Source organism: Pseudomonas sp. LTR0 (genome assembly GCF_036630035.1).
GTDB classification, from domain to species: Bacteria; Pseudomonadota; Gammaproteobacteria; order Pseudomonadales; family Pseudomonadaceae; genus Aquipseudomonas; species Aquipseudomonas putida_Y.
Genome location: NZ_CP123734.1, coordinates 2,694,118 through 2,710,263, shown reverse-complemented (window position 1 = coordinate 2,710,263; position 16,146 = coordinate 2,694,118). Strand labels below are relative to the sequence as shown.

General features: G+C 58.6%; 14 protein-coding genes and 2 pseudogenes. 12 read left to right on the top strand and 4 right to left on the bottom strand.

The genetic code is table 11. From position 1 onward, the window contains the following. Positions 1-177: 177 nt before the first annotated feature. From QCL51_RS12440 to QCL51_RS12425, 4 genes are all read left to right on the top strand, one after another. Positions 178-750: a phosphoribosyltransferase family protein gene (locus QCL51_RS12440; RefSeq protein WP_021784657.1), complete on the top strand. Its 573-nt coding sequence runs from the start codon at positions 178-180 to the stop codon at positions 748-750. Positions 751-946: 196 nt separating this feature from the next. Continuing rightward, positions 947-1,936 carry a ribose-phosphate diphosphokinase gene (prs, locus tag QCL51_RS12435; RefSeq protein WP_103444414.1) on the top strand — a complete coding sequence of 330 codons (990 nt, stop codon included), beginning with the start codon at positions 947-949 and terminating at the stop codon, positions 1,934-1,936. Positions 1,937-2,026: 90 nt separating this feature from the next. Then, positions 2,027-3,367 (top strand): putrescine-ornithine antiporter, encoded by a 1,341-nt coding sequence (gene potE, locus QCL51_RS12430; protein WP_338444881.1) that lies wholly within the window; start codon positions 2,027-2,029, stop codon positions 3,365-3,367. A gap of 48 nt (positions 3,368-3,415) precedes the next feature. Next, positions 3,416-4,324, top strand: coding sequence for an amino acid ABC transporter substrate-binding protein (locus QCL51_RS12425; protein ID WP_021784654.1), 909 nt, complete (start codon positions 3,416-3,418; stop codon positions 4,322-4,324). 87 nt (positions 4,325-4,411) lie between these two features. Here the strand turns inward: QCL51_RS12425 and QCL51_RS12420 are convergent. Together QCL51_RS12420 and QCL51_RS12415 are read right to left on the bottom strand one after the other, a co-directional pair. Continuing rightward, positions 4,412-4,516 (bottom strand): annotated as a pseudogene (locus QCL51_RS12420) (aminoacyl-tRNA hydrolase); the annotation flags it as partial. Positions 4,517-4,614: 98 nt separating this feature from the next. Beyond that, the gene (locus QCL51_RS12415) at positions 4,615-5,598 is read right to left on the bottom strand and encodes a TerC family protein (protein ID WP_021784653.1); all 984 of its coding nucleotides are present in this window, start codon (positions 5,596-5,598) and stop codon (positions 4,615-4,617) included. A 353-nt stretch (positions 5,599-5,951) separates the two neighbouring features. Between QCL51_RS12415 and QCL51_RS12410 the strand changes: the two genes are divergently transcribed. The 6 genes and pseudogenes from QCL51_RS12410 to folE2 all read left to right on the top strand — a co-directional run bounded on the left by QCL51_RS12410 (position 5,952) and on the right by folE2 (position 11,933). Continuing rightward, complete coding sequence (locus tag QCL51_RS12410) at positions 5,952-6,302, top strand: hypothetical protein (protein ID WP_080671146.1); 351 nt, start codon at positions 5,952-5,954, stop codon at positions 6,300-6,302. A gap of 99 nt (positions 6,303-6,401) precedes the next feature. Beyond that, positions 6,402-6,714: pseudogene (locus tag QCL51_RS12405) on the top strand (termination factor Rho). Between the two features lie 111 nt (positions 6,715-6,825). Then, positions 6,826-7,353, top strand: coding sequence for a (2Fe-2S)-binding protein (locus tag QCL51_RS12400; protein ID WP_021784651.1), 528 nt, complete (start codon positions 6,826-6,828; stop codon positions 7,351-7,353). Further along, positions 7,350-8,351 carry a xanthine dehydrogenase family protein subunit M gene (locus QCL51_RS12395; protein ID WP_330509346.1) on the top strand — a complete coding sequence of 334 codons (1,002 nt, stop codon included), beginning with the start codon at positions 7,350-7,352 and terminating at the stop codon, positions 8,349-8,351. Before QCL51_RS12400 ends, QCL51_RS12395 begins: the two co-directional genes overlap by 4 nt. Further along, entirely contained in the window at positions 8,348-10,546 is a 2,199-nt protein-coding gene (locus QCL51_RS12390; protein ID WP_338444880.1) for a xanthine dehydrogenase family protein molybdopterin-binding subunit, read from the top strand. Before QCL51_RS12395 ends, QCL51_RS12390 begins: the two co-directional genes overlap by 4 nt. Positions 10,547-11,027: 481 nt before the next feature. After that, on the top strand, positions 11,028-11,933 hold the full coding sequence (folE2, locus tag QCL51_RS12385) for a GTP cyclohydrolase FolE2 (RefSeq protein WP_021784647.1): 906 nt from the start codon (positions 11,028-11,030) through the stop codon (positions 11,931-11,933). On the opposite strand, the gene QCL51_RS12380 is transcribed toward folE2, so the two are convergent. After that, positions 11,930-13,252 carry a cation:dicarboxylase symporter family transporter gene (locus QCL51_RS12380; RefSeq protein WP_021784646.1) on the bottom strand — a complete coding sequence of 441 codons (1,323 nt, stop codon included), beginning with the start codon at positions 13,250-13,252 and terminating at the stop codon, positions 11,930-11,932. The genes folE2 and QCL51_RS12380 overlap by 4 nt on opposite strands. Positions 13,253-13,409: 157 nt before the next feature. Then, positions 13,410-13,823, bottom strand: coding sequence for a VOC family protein (locus QCL51_RS12375; protein WP_103444420.1), 414 nt, complete (start codon positions 13,821-13,823; stop codon positions 13,410-13,412). A gap of 101 nt (positions 13,824-13,924) precedes the next feature. Between QCL51_RS12375 and QCL51_RS12370 the strand changes: the two genes are divergently transcribed. After that, entirely contained in the window at positions 13,925-14,797 is an 873-nt protein-coding gene (locus QCL51_RS12370; protein WP_338444879.1) for a LysR family transcriptional regulator, read from the top strand. A gap of 32 nt (positions 14,798-14,829) precedes the next feature. Beyond that, positions 14,830-16,113 (top strand): DUF2254 domain-containing protein, encoded by a 1,284-nt coding sequence (locus tag QCL51_RS12365; RefSeq protein ID WP_274103048.1) that lies wholly within the window; start codon positions 14,830-14,832, stop codon positions 16,111-16,113. Positions 16,114-16,146: the final 33 nt, after the last annotated feature.

The window sequence follows — 16,146 nt, the reverse complement described above, 5'->3', positions numbered from 1 at the left end:
GTCAGTTTCCGTCAACGGACGGGTAGATAGCAGAAATATTTCGTTGGTTGGCGCGTATTTTTGGCGACATCCGAACTAATCTGCAAGCTTGCTGTTGTATCACTTGGCTTTTATCAAGCCCACCTCAAGGGGCCCGGGTAGGCTCCCGGACACCGTTATCCAATAAGGAAAAACACCATGAAGCGCCCCGCTCCATCAAGAGTCCGTCTGTATGACGAACACGATCTGGACAGTGTGCTGCGCTCGATGGCCCGGCAGGCCATGGCTTGCCTGCCTACGTCTGAAGTGGCGCTGGTAGGCATTCAGCGGCGTGGTGAGCCGCTGGCGCAGCGCCTGCAACTGCACCTGCAAGCACTGACCGGCGCTGCGCCATTGCCGCTCTACCCGATCAAGGTCAAGCGCTATGCGGACGACCTGAGCCTCCTGCATGCCCATACTCAACTCACCGAGAGCCCTGAACTCGCCAAGCTCGACCTTGCCGAAACCACCTTGCTGGTGGTCGATGACGTGCTCTACGAAGGGCACTCTCTGCTGCGCACCTGCGCCTACCTCGCCGAACTGGGTGCGCGCCACCTCATCAGCGCTGTGCTCGTCGACCGCCACGTCTGCCGCCAACCGGTGCATGCCGATATCGTCGGCATTCATTTGCAGGTCGCGGCGCAAGATATCGTCGAATGTCATGTGCCTCCCTACGAAGGCCAATTCTGCGTGGAGGTGGTGCGCCATGGCCGAACAGGCGATACCGCGTGATTCAACTGCCAGGTAAAGACCTGATCGTCAGGATGCTGCACGGTGTATGGCTGACAAGCCGCTGTGAGGATCGCAGCCTTTGGCATGCGCTGACCTGCACAGTGTCTGCCCATGGCCCACGCTGTATTTGATAATCGTCAAACCCAGCGGTGCCAAGCCGCTTAAGTTGCCGGTAACCACCCAGGGAGCATCGCCCATGAACACCACAGCACCGTTGATGTTTGCATTGCAAGGCAGCGAGGGCTATGGCGATGCCGTTGCCCGACGCCTGGGCCTCTCCCTGTCGGCACATGTAGAGCGAGACTATGAGGACGGCGAGCACAAGTGCTGGCCCCAGGATGCGGTCGAGGGGCGAAACACCGCCGTGTTCCACTCGCTTTATGGCGATATGCACCACAGCGCCCACGACAAACTGTGCCGGCTGCTGTTCTTCTGTGGCGCGCTCAAGGACGCCGGCGCCAGCCAGGTGACAGCGGTGACGCCCTATCTATGCTATGGGCGCAAGGACCGCAAGGTGGAATTTCAGGATTCGACCATTACCCGCCACGTGGCTCGCCTGATGGAAAGCTGTGGCATCGACCGGGTGGTGGCGCTGGATGTGCATAATCCCAGCGCGTTCGACAACGCCTACCGGATACCAGCCTGGAACCTGGACTGCGCGCAGCTGTTTGCCCAGCGCCTGGCGCCGCTGCTTGTTGCGCAGGGCATCACGGTGGTGTCGCCGGACATGGGCGGCATCAAGCGCGCCGAACAGTTTCGCCAGGCACTGGCCCAGATACTGGCGCGCCCGGTCGCCATGGCCATGGTAGAAAAGCACCGGCAACACACGCAGCTCAGCGGTGAGTGTCTGGTGGGTAAGGTGGCGGGCAGCACGGTCGTGCTGTTCGACGACATGATCAGCACCGGCCAGACACTGCTGCGTGCCGCTCAAGCCTGCCATCGAGCCGGCGCTTCACGCATTCTGGCTGCCGCCACCCACGGACTGTTCACCAGCGCAGGGACGCTGTTCGAAAGCGGGATGTTCGAACGCATCCTGGTCGCCGACAGCATCATGCCCTTCCGCCTGCCCGCCCCTTGCCAGGCCCGGCTGGACATCGTCGACACCAGCGCACTGGTCGCTGAGCGCCTCCTGCTGTCGAGATCAAACGGGACTGCCAAGGGCGCCCAACCTGCAGCGTTTACGTAGTCAAGCATTGAACATTAGCCCCCTATTCGGCCACGCGTTGCACGTTGCCGGACCAAGGTTCAAAACATTGAACGCGGCAAGGAGTTTGCGATGGCTGATTCAAGCAAAAAAATGAGCCTGGTCGGGCTCACGACGCTGGTGACAGTCAACATGATGGGTTCGGGGATCATCATGTTGCCTACCAACATGGCTCAACTAGGCGCCGTCTCGCTGTTGTCGTGGCTTTTCACGGCGATCGGCTCGATGGCCATCGCTTATTGTTTTGCCCAGTGCGGCGTCTTCTGCTCACGCTCCGGCGGGTTGTCAGCCTACACAGAAGAAGCTCACGCGAAGTCAGGTTTTTTCCTCTGCTCGTACCTGTACTTCCTGTCTCTGGCCATCGCCAACGTAGCCGTGGCCATTTCTGCGGTGGGCTACATGACCGCCTTCTTGCCCTGGCTGGGTAGTGGTGCCATCCCGTTGTGCATAGGGACCGTCGGGCTAATCTGGCTGACCACCTTCGCCAACTTCGGCGGTCCCGGCATCACCGGCAAGATCGGTGCTTTCACGGTCTGGGGCGTGATCATTCCGGTAGCAGGCCTTTGCATCATCGGCTGGTTCTGGTTCAAGCCCGATGTACTGGTCGCCGCCTGGAACCCTAACGATCTGCCGATTTCCGAGTCCATCGCCAAAGCCATTCCTCTGACCCTGTGGGCGTTCCTGGGCATGGAGTCGGCGGCCCAAGCCACCGATGCCGTGGAAAACCCCAAGCGCAACGTGCCACTGGCCTGCCTGTTCGGCACCTTGGGGGCTGCCGGTGTCTATATACTGTCGACCACCGTCATCCAGGGCATCATTCCCAATGCCGATCTGGCCAAGTCCACGGCCCCCTTCGCGCTGGTCTACGCCACGATGTTCAATCCATTGGTAGGCCATATCGTCATGGCCCTGGCGGTCATGGCGTGTGTCGGCTCGCTGCTGGGGTGGCAATTTACCTTGGCGCAAACTGCCAAGATGACCGCCGACCAGAACCTGTTCCTCAAGTTCTTCAGCAAGGTCAACGCCATGAACGCCCCTGTCGTCGGCATGATCGTCTGTGGCGTGCTGCAAACCTTGATGGCCCTGTCGACCATTTCACCGGATGCCGCCGCCCAGTTCAGCAAGCTGGTCAACCTGGCGGCGGTGACTAACCTCATCCCATATTTAACCGCGCTGACCGGTCTGCTGGTCATCATGTACAAGGCCGGTGTCTCAACGACGATCTACGCGCGCAACCTGGTGGTGCTGCTGGTTGCGGTGACGTACTCCTTGTATGCCCTGTATGCCTGCGGCAAGGAGGCGGTGATGGGCGGCACCTTGGTGCTGGCCTTCGGCTACCTGCTCTATGGTTTCCTCGCGAAGCGTTTCACCGACACGCTGCCAGCCGAACAGGCCGGGGCCGGCAATCCTTAGGCGCGGCAGCCAGGACTGCACAGACATCTGCATACGGGGAAACCTGACATGAACGTACCATTTATCAAAACCACCCGTTTTTTGCTCGCTCTGGCTTTTTTGACGCTGCCTCTGATGGCCAGTGCCTCCACACTTGACCGCGTGCGCAGCAGCCACAGCTTCACCTTGGGCTACGTGCCAGACCTTGCGCCCTTCAGCACACAGGAAGGCGACAAAGCCAGCGGCTATGCCATCGAGCAGTGCCTTAAAGTTGCAGACAAGCTCAAGCGCGAGCTTGGCCTGCCGGACCTGCAAGTGCGCTACCAGCCGGTTACGGTTTACGAGCTGGTCAGTGCGGTCAGCCAGGGGAAAGTCGATATTCTCTGCACGCCGACTCCGCCCACTCTGGAACGGCGCAAGACGATCAGTTACGCCATACCGATCTACACCGCCGGTCTCTCTGTCGTGGTACGTAAGGATGCCCCCGAATCGCTGCTCAATGTACTCAATGGCAAAGTCGCCAATAGCGGACCGACCTGGCGAGCAAGCATCAACAACGGTCTGGCCAACCACACATACGCCACCATTGAGGGCGGTGTAACCGAAGACTGGATTCGCGAAAGGATGCGCCTGCTTGGTGTAATCGCTTCACTGGTTACCGTGGCCAACAACGATGAGGGCATCAAGCTGGTCGCCGACGGCAAGGCGGACGCATTCTTTGCCGAACGCATGTTGCTGAAAAACGATATAGCCAAGGAAGGGGCTCCCAAAAACCTGATGCTCCTGGACCGTATATTCGAGTACTCGCCGGTGGCGATGATGGTGGCGCGCAATGACGACGACTTCCGCTTGCTGGTCGATACGGCCCTGAGCGAAGCCTATCGCTCGGGCTCCATTGAAAAGGACTACGACAAATACTTGGGAGGGACCAACGATATCGTGAAGAAATTTTTCAGGGTGTATGCGTTGCCCGAGTGACATCAATCGCTACAGGCCGTCAGCGGGCAGCCTTCTAACCTTGGCCACAAGCACATACGAGAAACGCCATTTCCTGAGCGTGGCGAGTGTCTGGTAAACCAGGGTCGGCGTGGTGAGGCGACGCTTCTTATCGGTCTTGCCAGCGGTGATGATCAACTCGGCAAGACTCGCTAAAACGTCAGCACGACCTTCACGGACGAGTACGCATAGCGTTCGTGGTGGGACGAGCCGGCCTGGATACCATGCTTGCGGAGCTTGTCCCTGCTCTACCGTTCAGCGGCCTTAATTATTCAATGAGCGTTAGCGGACGCTCGGGTTTTCCAAAGCGAAAGCAACACGCCGCCAATCAGAAGGCCGATTGTTACGCTCAACGATATTTCGGCTGGCACTTTACCCACCACGTCATGAAGGAAAATTTTCGAGCCGATAAAGACAAGCACCAGAGCCAGCGCATATTTAAGGTAAATAAAGCGACTGATCATGGCAGCCAATGCAAAATAGAGCGCTCGCAAGCCGAGAATGGCAAAAATATTCGACGTATAAACGATGAACGGATCCTGTGTGATAGCAAAAATCGCAGGTACGCTGTCAACAGCAAATACCAAATCTGCACACTCAATCAAAATAAGTGCAAGGAAGAGCGGTGTCACCCATAGCATTCTTTTTCCTGACGCGTCAGGCAAGCGAACCAAAAAACGTTGACCGTGCAATTCCTTGGTGATGCGCAGGTGTCTACGTAGGTATTTGACGAAACGGTTGTTTTCCAGGTCAGGCGCATGATCGACGCGAGCGAAGAGCATCTTTACCCCGGTGAACACCAGGAAGGCGCCGAAGCAGTAAAGTATCCAACTGAACTGGGCGATGAGCGCAGCCCCAAGGCCGATCATGATAGCTCTCAAGACGATGACCCCCATGATCCCCCAAAACAATACTCGGTGCTGGAACTCCCGAGGAATGGCCAGGAAACTGAATATCAGGGCAATAACGAAAACGTTATCCATTGACAGGGATTTTTCAATCAAGAAACCCGTCACATAGTCCATGCTGGCATCGCTGCCTTTCTGGAAGTACACCCAGACCGCGAACAAAAGGCCCATACTGATGTAGCCCGCAGACAGCAACAAGCTCTCTTTAACTCCAATCTCCCGATTCCCGCGATGGAGCACACCTAAGTCAAGCGCCAACAGTGTTAGCACAACAGCGAAAAAGGAAAGCCAAAGCCAGAGGTCAGTACCAAGAACGTCTTGATAGAGATACGCACTAAGGGCAGACATGAGCCCCTCCTGTATAGTCGTAGTTGAACAACTATGACTCCGACATGGCGGTATAACCGTCAGAGGGGCCCGGCGTCACGAATAAAGAATTTATCGAGCGCGAGTAGGCTGCAAGTAGAAAACATTTACAAATCGTGTCCATGACAAGCCAAAAGGCTTGCAGTGAAAAACTAACTTCGAACACCTGATTGCACCAGCCTCATGGGTGCCCCGCACGTTATCAACGCCTTCATTGGAGCAAAGCGTCGCTCGCTCGCGTCGACCTGATGCAGCGCCTTCCGTCGCTCAGAAGGCACCCTCACACGCGCGGCAGGCCGAACAAAAGGGTAAACACTATAAAAAGGAGTTTCGCCATGACACCGGCAAAACCTTATACGTTACTGCTCACGCTGTGCCTGGGCTGCGCTTCACCACTTGCTTTGGCCGCCACAGACCTGAACCATCAGCACGCCCCAGGCATGCAATCGAACGACAATGGACAAATGCACGACCAAAGCGGTGCGACTGGCTCGGGAACGCCAGGCGATGGCATGGGTACGGGTGATGGCGGTACTGACGACAATGGTACGGACAATACCGGCGGTGACGGTACCGACAGCGGCTCGGGAACCGGCAGCAATGGCTCTGGTGATAGCGGCGCAAATGCGGGTAGTGGTAGCAATGGCTCAGCCGGAGGTGGATCAGGCGCAGGTTCCGGCAGTTAGCTGAAAGGGCCGATGGCAACGGATCACTTATCCATCGCCCGGTTCGTCGGTTCTACCCGGGTTCAAACCGTTCATGCAACCCACGCAGGAGTAAATACCATGCCACGCGGGGACAAAGACAAGTACACGGACGCGCAGAAACGCAAGGCCGAGCACAAACAAACAATCCGGTGGCGGTGAGAAGCACGGAGGCTCGGGAAGCAGGACATCGTCGCGGGCGAAGAAGACCGCACGCTCGGATTCGGCCAAACGCGCCGCTGAATCTCGCCAGGGGCATTCGCGGATGTCGCACGCGTCGCTGGAATCGCAAAGCAAGGAAAGCCTTATGAAAGAGGCACGCAGCAAAGACATCAAGGGGCGCTCGACCATGACCAAGGCCCAGTTGATTGACGCCCTGCAAAAACACGGGTGACGGCCAGATGTGATCGGCAACTTGGCAAGCGGGCTGAACGTTTAGTCAACCGGCCCGGTCGCACAACAGAGACGCAGCCGACTGCGCAAACCCTGACCGTGAGGACCTTCCATGAGCGCGATCTCTCCCAATGGGGTTGAAGAACACCCCATCTGCCTGACCCTGAATGGTCAGCGCCGAACATTGCAGGTGAATCCCTGGACCACCCTCCTCGACCTTTTGCGTGAGCAGTTGGACCTGGTTGGCACCAAGAAGGGTTGCGACCATGGCCAGTGCGGGGCCTGCACGGTGCTGCGCGATGGCAAGCGCGTCAATGCCTGCCTGACCTTGGCCATCATGTGCAATGGGGCCGAATTGGTGACCATCGAAGGGCTGGCCGTCGGCGACGTTCTGCACCCAATGCAGCGCGCATTCATCACCCACGATGCCTTCCAGTGCGGCTACTGCACCCCGGGGCAGATCTGCTCCGCAGTCGGGCTTGCCCGTGAAGGGCGTGCCGACACCCGCGAGGCCATTCGCGAACAGATGAGTGGCAACCTTTGCAGGTGTGGTGCATACGGCAACATCGTCGCTGCGGTAGAAGAAGCCCTACCGTTGATGACGGACCTGGCCCAGCCTCAACGAGGGCCGAATCCATGACGCCTTTCAGCTACCACAAGCCCGCATCCATCAGCGAAGCCGTGAGCCTGGCAGGCGCCAGCTCGCACTTCATTGCCGGCGGCACCAACCTCGTCGACCTGATGAAAGAAAACGTGGTTCGCCCCAAGCGCCTGATCGACATTTCCGGCCTTGGGCTGAACGGCATCCACCTCACGTTGAACGGTGGCTTGTTGATCGGCGCATTGGTGAGCAATGCCGACCTGGCCTGGCACCCGATGATCGAGCAGCACTATCCATTGCTGTCAGAAGCCATCCTGGCTGGGGCATCACCGCAGCTGAGGAACATGGCCAGCACCGGTGGCAACTTGCTGCAACGTACCCGGTGTTACTACTTCTACGACACCGGCACCCCCTGCAACAAACGTGAGCCCGGCAGCGGATGCCCGGCGCGTACAGGCTCGAACCGTATCCACGCGATTCTCGGCGCCAGTGATGCCTGTGTCGCGACCCATCCCTCGGATATGTGTGTGGCATTGGCAGCGCTCGAAGCCGTGGTGCATGTGCAGGGGCCGCGCGGAGAGCGCCAAATACCTTTTGCGGCGTTCCATCGTCTCCCCGAGGACACCCCGGAGCGAGACAATCAGCTGGCAGTCGATGAACTGGTGGTCGCCATCGAGCTGCCACCCCCGGAGTTCGAAAACCATTACCGTTATCTGAAAATACGCGACCGCGCCTCCTACGCGTTCGCGCTGGTGTCGGTCGCTGCAGCCTTGAAATTCGATGGTGAGGTGATCCAGCAAGCTCGCCTGGCGCTGGGCGGCGTTGCCCACAAGCCGTGGCGAGACCCGGTTGTGGAGCGCATGCTGGCCGGCCAAGCGCCTAGCGAAGCACTGTTCACCCGCGCCGCGCAAACGTTGCTGCAAGACGCAAAACCCCTGAGCCACAACGGGTTCAAGGTCACGCTGGCCCAACGTGCGATTGTGCGGGCACTGAATGACGCGGCCTACGGCGCCGCTTGCTGGAGGGCACGACCATGATCAACTCCACACCAGTAGTTGGCACGCCCCTGGACCGCGTGGACGGCATGGCGAAGGTCACCGGGCAGGCGCGCTACGCGGGCGAATACCCCGAGACAGGCCTGCTCCATGGCAGCGTCGTGTCCAGTACCATCGCCCGCGGTCGGGTACTCAACATCGACAGTGCGCAGGCAATGCGCGTGCCGGGGGTGATCGCCGTGCTCGACCATGCACATCGTCCGCATATTTCCAGTTATGACGACAACTACAGCGACGCCGACTCCGCGAAGGGGGCGCCGTTTAGGCCCTTGTTCAATGAACGAGTCCTCTACAATGGGCAACCGCTGGCGCTGGTGGTTGCCCAAACCCTCGAACTGGCCCGGTATGCGGGTTCGCTGATCAGGATCGAGTATGCCGAGGAGGCCCACCAGACCGACCTGGGCGCATGCCAACAGTCGCATGCAGCACTCACCGAGACACCGGCGCCGCGTGGTGACTTTGCCGCTCAGTTTGCCGGGGCCCCGGTGCAGGTGGATGCCACCTACCTGACAGCCAACGAGTACCACAACCCGATGGAGCCCCATGCGTCAACCGTACTCTACAAAGGCGACGGCACGCTGGAAATCCACGACAAGACCCAAGGCACACAAAACTGCCAGGACTACCTGCACAAGGTGTTTGGCCTGCCCAAGGCAAACATCCGCGTGCGCGCGGCATTCGTCGGCGGTGCCTTCGGCTCGGGCTTGCGTCCGCAGTACCAGTTGCCGCTGGCAGTGATGGCGGCGTTGCACCTGCAGCGTTCGGTGCGCGTCACGCTGACTCGCCAGCAGATGTTCACCTTTGGCTACCGGCCCCGCACCGAGCAGCGCCTGCGCCTGGGTGCTGACGCAAACGGGCAGTTGCTGGCGATCGCCCACGATGCGCTTGGCCAGACCTCCCGCTTCGAGGACTTCACCGAGCACGTGGTGGAATGGAGTGGCATGCTCTACCAGTGCGACAACGTTGCCCTCAGCTATCGCCTGGCCTCGCTCGATGTGTACACCCCGTTGGACATGCGAGCGCCTGGCGCCGCGTCGGGGATGATTGCCCTGGAATGCGCCATGGATGAGCTTGCCTGTGCAGCGCAGATTGACCCGCTCGAGCTGCGCCGCCGCAATTTTGCCGCCAGCAATGCCAACGAGGGCAAGCCCTACTCCAGCAAGGAACTGCTGGCGTGCTACCGGCAAGGTGCCGAACGTTTTGGCTGGCAAAACCGTAATCCGCAACCGCGCAGCATGCACCATGGCAACCAGCTGGTCGGTTGGGGGATGGCCGGCGGCGTCTGGGAAGCCATGCAGATGAAAGCCAGCGCCAAAGCGCGCTTCGATGCCAAAGGCCACCTCACCGTCTGCAGTGCCACCACCGATATCGGGACCGGCACTTATACCGTCATGACGCAGATCGCAGCCGACGCGGCTGGCGCCAGGGTGCAGGATGTCACCTTCGTGCTGGGTGATTCTTCACTGCCCACCGCACCCCTTCAGGGAGGATCGTTCACGGTGTCGTCAGTCGGCTCGGCCGTCCGCCAGGCCTGCCATATACTGCGCACCAAAGTGCTGGAACATGCGCGCAAGATGTACCCCCAAGTGGCCAGCACGGCCCGGGAGCAGATCGTGTTCGCCGATGGCTACCTGCACGCAGGCAGCCATCGCCTGGCCTTGGCGGACATCATCGCCAGCGCCCCCGAAGGTGAGTTCGAAGTGCAAGTCGACGCGGAGCCCGGCGCCAGGCGTGAACCGTTCTCCACCGCCACGCATTCGGCGGTGTTCGTGGAAGTCCACGTCGACGAGGACCTTGGCACGATCAAGGTAGTACGGGTGGTCAGCGCCGTGGCGGCGGGACGGGTAGTCAACCCGAAAACCGCGCGCAGCCAGATCTTGGGAGGCGTTGTGTGGGGCATGGGTATGGCCCTGCACGAAGCCGCGCTCACCGACCATCGGTTGGGTCGCATCGTCAACCACAACCTGGCGGAGTACCACATCCCGGTCAACGCAGACTGCGGGGATATCGAAGTCATCTTCGTTGAAGAGCACGACGACATCATCAATGAACTGGGATCCAAGGGCGTAGGTGAAATCGGCGTCGTCGGGGTGGCAGCCGCGGTAGCCAACGCGGTCTACCATGCCACGGGCAAGCGTGTGAGAGAGTTTCCGATCACGCTCGACAAGGTGCTGTGACTGGGCGAGGGGGCAAGCCCCCATCCCCATTCGAGCCGTCGAGATAACGATGGGAACTGAAGCACCAATCGCAACGCCTGCCCGAGCGTTCTGGAGCGAGTTGTCACTGCAGCGTTCCGGCCTGCACGTTGCTGGCCCCGTGCGGGTGGGGAAATCCTCCACCATCACTACCATTAAGGAGGGTGACCACCCTCCTCCCAATGCGCGATAGGTAGTTACTGCAGCACGGGCCGCCTCTGTTTGCGCGACCGCTCGTGAATCTGAAGCCCAACGCGCTTCAGGTCAGCGTCGATCTTATCCAATAGTTTTTTCTCCCGCGCCAGCAGCCTCAAGCGAAGCGGCTTCCCGCCTCTGCCTGCTCAAGAGTCAGGACGTGATTTGCAACCTGCCCTTATTGTTATGTTATAACTCAGCCAGTAATCTGAAACTGATTCATACCCCTTGCTGCCACGTGCAAGGCTCCCACCACTGGATATAAATGATGAGCTCAGCACTACCCGACGTTTCCGTCACCGACCTGGCCCCCAGCCTCAGCCCGCTGCAATGGGTCGGCATGCAGGGTATCGACCTGCCGGTAAGGATCCAGGAAGCGACCTACCAGCGTGAACTGCACGCCCGGGCGGATGTTCAGGTCGACCTGCCGGCACCGCACGTCAAAGGCATTCACATGTCCAGGCTGTATCGCCTGCTGGACGCATGGGGGCAGGCTGCGGCGGTGTCGCCGGCAAGCCTCTTTGCGCTGTTGCAGGAGATGATCGACAGCCATCAGGATTGCGAAAGCCGCAATGCCAGGTTGCGCCTGGATTTCGACTTGCTGGTTCGCCGCCCTGCACTGGTGACCGAGGGTCTCTCTGGATGGAAGTCGTACCCGGTTCACGTGCTCGCGACGAAGGTCGGCGGGGCGCTGAACCTGAATATTGAGGTCAGGATCGGCTACTCCTCGACCTGCCCATGCTCGGCCGCTCTCTCCCGGCAGTTGATTGAAGACAGCTTCCTGCGAACCTTCAAGGACCAGCCACTGCTTGAAGCCGGCGCCGTCGCGCAGTGGCTGCGCAGCAACGCGTCGCTGGCGACGCCTCACAGCCAACGTAGCGAAGCTCGGGTGCGCGTCGCGGTGCCTGCCGATGCTCCGGATCTCGGGTTGCTGGCCTTGATCGACCAAGTCGAAGGCGCTTTGCGCACGCCGGTTCAGACCGCCGTGAAACGGGCTGACGAACAGGCTTTCGCAGCGCTCAACGGGCAGAACCTGATGTTCGTCGAGGACGCTGCGCGGCGCATACAGGTATGCCTTAGCGCTTATCGCGACACCCAGGTGCACGTCCGCCACCTGGAAAGCCTGCATCCGCACGACGCCTCGGCCTGGTCTACTCCGCAGGCCCCTGGCTAAGCCGGTTTGTCGACGGTTTCGACGAAAGCGCTCGCAGCAATCGTCGTTGCCTGCGAACGCTCCTCGGCAGCTACCATCGGGGCAGCAGGCATCCGGTATTGGTTCTCCCACTTCGCCACAACCAGAGGCGCCAGTGCGTTGCCCAAGACATTCAGCGCCGTGATCGGCATGTCCATCAAGCGATAGACTCCGGCGATGAACGCAATACCTTCCACAGGCAGACCGGCACTGGTCAGCGTAGCGGTCAAGATCACGAACATGGCCCCCGGAACGCCGGCTGCGCCCTTGGAGGTCAGCACCATGATGATGATCAGCATCGCCTGGTCAGCCAGGCTCAGGGGAATTTCATAGAGCTGCGCGATGAACAGCGTGCCGATGCCCACGAAAAGCGATGCGCCATCCAGATTGAAGGAATAACCCGTAGGGATAACCAACGTAGCAATCGAACGCGGCGCACCGTAGGCCTCGACCTTTTCAATCAACTGGGGCATGACAGTCGCCGAGGCGGCAGTACTGAACGCCAGGATCAACTCATCCTTGATCGCCTTGATCAGGTCGAAGATGTTGATCCCTGCAACCTTCGCGATGCCGCCCAGCACGACCACGCCGAACAGAATGACCGCGATGTAGGTGACGGCAATCAGTTTTGCCAGAGGCAGCAATGCGGAAAGCCCGAAGTTGGCGACCGTCACGCCGATCAGGCCAAAAATCCCGATGGGTGAGTAATGCATCACGATATGCGTCACTTTGAACATCGTCGCGGAAATGGCATTGACTACCGCGATCAGCGGCATTTTCTTCTCTTTGTCCAGAGCACTTAGCCCAAAGCCGAACATGACCGAGAAGAACAGGACAGGCAGCAGCTTTCCTTGCGCCATTGCACCGACGATATTGTCCGGGATGATATTGAGGATGACTTGACCAAACCCTGTGCTCTCCGAGGCAGAGGGAAGCGAGAGCGTTTGGGTGTTTGCAAGGGTGGTCAAGTTGGCACCTACGCCCGGCTGCGCAAGATTGCCAACCAGCAGGCCACAAACAATTGCGATGCTGGTCACGACGAAGAAGTAGAACAGGGCTTTCACCCCTACCCGCCCTATCGCCTTGTTATCACCATTGCCTGCGATCGCGCCGACCATGCACGCGAACACGAGGGGTACGACAATCATCTTCATCATCTTGATGAAAATATCGCCGACGGGTTGCAAAAGGTTGCTGGTTATCCAAGCTTTGTACTCGGGAAAGAAATTGAGAAGTGCCCCCACTACAACCCCGAGCACAAGACCTGCAATAATTCTAGTCACTAGACTAGTCTTCGCCATACGTCCTCCAGTTATTATAATTTGGACTGTACATTGGCCGGCAAAAATGCCAAACACATCGTTGGAACCTGTTATTTTTATTGAGTGGCCACTTACCGATACACGCCTCTTACTTCATGCAGACAAAGCGGGGGAGCGTCCCGGACGTTTTTGCCAATCAGGTGGCAAAAACACCTTCAAAGTCCTTGAACCCTTTGATCTCGATCGGGTTGCCACTGGGGTCCAGGAAAAACATCGTTCGCTGCTCCCCAGGTTGGCCAGGGAATCGTACAACCGGCGGTATGTCGAACTGCACACCATGAAACGCCAGGCGGTCTGCCATCGCGAACCAGTCATCCAGATGCAGCACCAAGCCGATATGCGGCATCAGCACTTCATGATCGCCGACTTTGCCGGTACGGGTAGTGGGAAAAGGCACACCTTTGTGAAGCGAAATCTGGTGGCCGAAGAAGTCGTAATCCACATAAGTTTCACTCGTGCGGCCTTCTTTGCAGCCGAGAATGTTACCGTAGAAGTTACGCGATGCTTCGAGATCTGTAACATGATATGAAACATGAAATAACGATTTCATAACTACCCTATTTGGTTTCTGATAGAACTTTTGGGGAGGTTAGCGTAGCCTCGCGCAAGTGCTAAAGCGCATTTTTCCATCTCTCAGCGAAAGGAAATGTTTTGGACACTCGATTTCTCGAAAGCCTGATTGCGGTAATAGAAACTGGCTCGATTGCAGCGGCTGCTCGACGGGAAAACCTGACAGCACCTGCAGTCAGCCAACGTATACAAGCACTCGAGAAGTCACTGGCGTGCGAACTCCTGATCCGAAGCGCACACGCTGTCGAACCGACCGAGAAATGCCTGTCGTTGCTGCAGAAGATTCGAGATCTGATCCAGGGGGCAGCAGAGCTAAAGGAGGATCTGGACACCAGCAACCTGTCCGGGTATCTCAAGATTGGCGCGATTTCTACCGCGTTGACAGGCATATTGCCGGAGGCCATGAACCAGCTATCAACCATTGCTCCGCAATTGAGGCTACGCATCACCCCGGGGGACTCGCGCAGTCTTTACGAACACGTGGCTTCCGGAGAGCTTGATGCGGGAATCATGGTATGTCCGCCCTTCACCGTCCCCAAAACCTTGCGTATGCAGGTGCTTCGAGAAGAACCCCTGATGCTTTTGACCAAAGACCCCATTGACAAAAGCGACGTCCGCTCGACGATTCTTGGGCGAAACCTGATTCGATATGACTCAAATGCCTGGGGTGGGCAGATTGCACAGCAATACCTGAATGACAATGACCTGCAGCCCGATGTGCTGTGTAATCTGGATGCGCTAGATGCAATCCACATCATGGTCGCAAAAGGCATGGGGGCTTCTGTTGTCCCGTACTGGGCGGGATTGAAGACTGACGACGTGCATGCAACACCCGTGTCGGAGGCTGACAGCTACATGCGCCAGGTCGTCCTGCTTTACAAGTCCACCCCCAGAAGGCCTAAAGCTGTGGAGGTTTTGAAGGAACAGCTTATGAATAACTGCAACTTCCCCTAAGGGCCTACACTCTCGGCAAAAAGGAGGACTTCATGATAGCTCGCTGGCGTTGGTTGGCTACGAGAATTGCCAAGCGTCTCTGGTTCAGGGCAACGCTTTTCTCCCTGTTGGGGGTGGTTACGGCGTTGGTGGCCGTGGTGCTCAAGGATGCGGTTCCCGTCACCTTGCCTGCCCGTATCGGTGCAGATGCGGTTGACAAGATATTGGGTATCATCGCCTCGAGCATGCTGGCCGTCACAACGTTTTCGCTGAGTACAATGGTCTCGGCCTACAGTGCCGCCAGCAGTGGCGTAACCCCGCGCGCCACTTCGTTGGTCATGGAGGACGCCACGACCCAGAACGCTCTGGCGACCTTCATCGGGTCCTTTCTCTTCAGCCTCGTCGGTATCATTGCACTGAGCACCGGAGCCTACGGTACACAAGGTCGTGTAGTGCTTTTCACCGTGACGATTGCGGTTGTGGTCCTGATCATTTACACCTTGCTGCGCTGGATTGATCACCTCTCCAAACTAGGGCGCGTGGGCGAGACGATCGACCGTGTCGAAAAAGCTGTGATCAAAGCCATCGAGCAGCGTGTTGAACACCCCTATCTGGGCGGTGCAGCCTACCCGCCTGACCTCAAGCTTGCTGGGGCAGCCCATGAAGTGAAAAGCGGCCAGACAGGCTATGTACAGCACATCGATGTCCTTACGCTAAACAGGATTGCGACGGACACCAAGATTCGAATTTATCTCGAAGTCCTGCCTGGCACCTTTGTCCATGAGGGTATGGTGGTTGCGCGGGCCTTGGCCGTGAACGGTGAGCCGCTCGATGACAATGGCGCGCTGGACATCGATATTTTCGCTGCCTTGAGCATCGGCCTCAGGAGAACGTTCGAGCATGACCCGCGCTTCGGGCTTTCGGTGTTGTCCGAGATTGCCTCGCGAGCGCTGTCCCCTGCGGTAAATGATCCCGGTACAGCCATCGACATCATTGGGCGCGGCATTCGGTGCTTGACGTGTTGGGGGAAACTGCATCCCGTGGCGCAGAGTACGGATAACGAATGCGCGCAGGTCTATGTGCGTGCACTGGTGGCGGATGACCTGTTTGACGATTTCTTTGCACCGATCAGCCGGGACGGCGCAGCTTTGCACGAGGTCAATCTGCGCTTGATCAAAGCCCTTGTCAGCCTGGCGCACATCAACCCCCATGCATTTCGGCCCGCCTGCAGCCGGCATGCCGCGCGATTGCTTGCACACGCGGGCAGTGGGCTTGTGCTTCAACAGGACAAGGACGAACTCCGCGCGCTTGCTGCCGAACTCATAGGTGTCCACTAAGTCTCGTGCGCCTGTACCCGATTGAATATTCGC

Coding starts and splice junctions, on each gene's coding strand:
- QCL51_RS12440 (WP_021784657.1), top strand. CDS start 178: ATGAAGCGCCCCGCTCCATCAAGAGTCCGTCTGTATGACGAACACGAT.
- prs (WP_103444414.1), top strand. CDS start 947: ATGAACACCACAGCACCGTTGATGTTTGCATTGCAAGGCAGCGAGGGC.
- potE (WP_338444881.1), top strand. CDS start 2,027: ATGGCTGATTCAAGCAAAAAAATGAGCCTGGTCGGGCTCACGACGCTG.
- QCL51_RS12425 (WP_021784654.1), top strand. CDS start 3,416: ATGAACGTACCATTTATCAAAACCACCCGTTTTTTGCTCGCTCTGGCT.
- QCL51_RS12415 (WP_021784653.1), bottom strand. CDS start 5,598: ATGTCTGCCCTTAGTGCGTATCTCTATCAAGACGTTCTTGGTACTGAC.
- QCL51_RS12410 (WP_080671146.1), top strand. CDS start 5,952: ATGACACCGGCAAAACCTTATACGTTACTGCTCACGCTGTGCCTGGGC.
- QCL51_RS12400 (WP_021784651.1), top strand. CDS start 6,826: ATGAGCGCGATCTCTCCCAATGGGGTTGAAGAACACCCCATCTGCCTG.
- QCL51_RS12395 (WP_330509346.1), top strand. CDS start 7,350: ATGACGCCTTTCAGCTACCACAAGCCCGCATCCATCAGCGAAGCCGTG.
- QCL51_RS12390 (WP_338444880.1), top strand. CDS start 8,348: ATGATCAACTCCACACCAGTAGTTGGCACGCCCCTGGACCGCGTGGAC.
- folE2 (WP_021784647.1), top strand. CDS start 11,028: ATGAGCTCAGCACTACCCGACGTTTCCGTCACCGACCTGGCCCCCAGC.
- QCL51_RS12380 (WP_021784646.1), bottom strand. CDS start 13,252: ATGGCGAAGACTAGTCTAGTGACTAGAATTATTGCAGGTCTTGTGCTC.
- QCL51_RS12375 (WP_103444420.1), bottom strand. CDS start 13,823: ATGAAATCGTTATTTCATGTTTCATATCATGTTACAGATCTCGAAGCA.
- QCL51_RS12365 (WP_274103048.1), top strand. CDS start 14,830: ATGATAGCTCGCTGGCGTTGGTTGGCTACGAGAATTGCCAAGCGTCTC.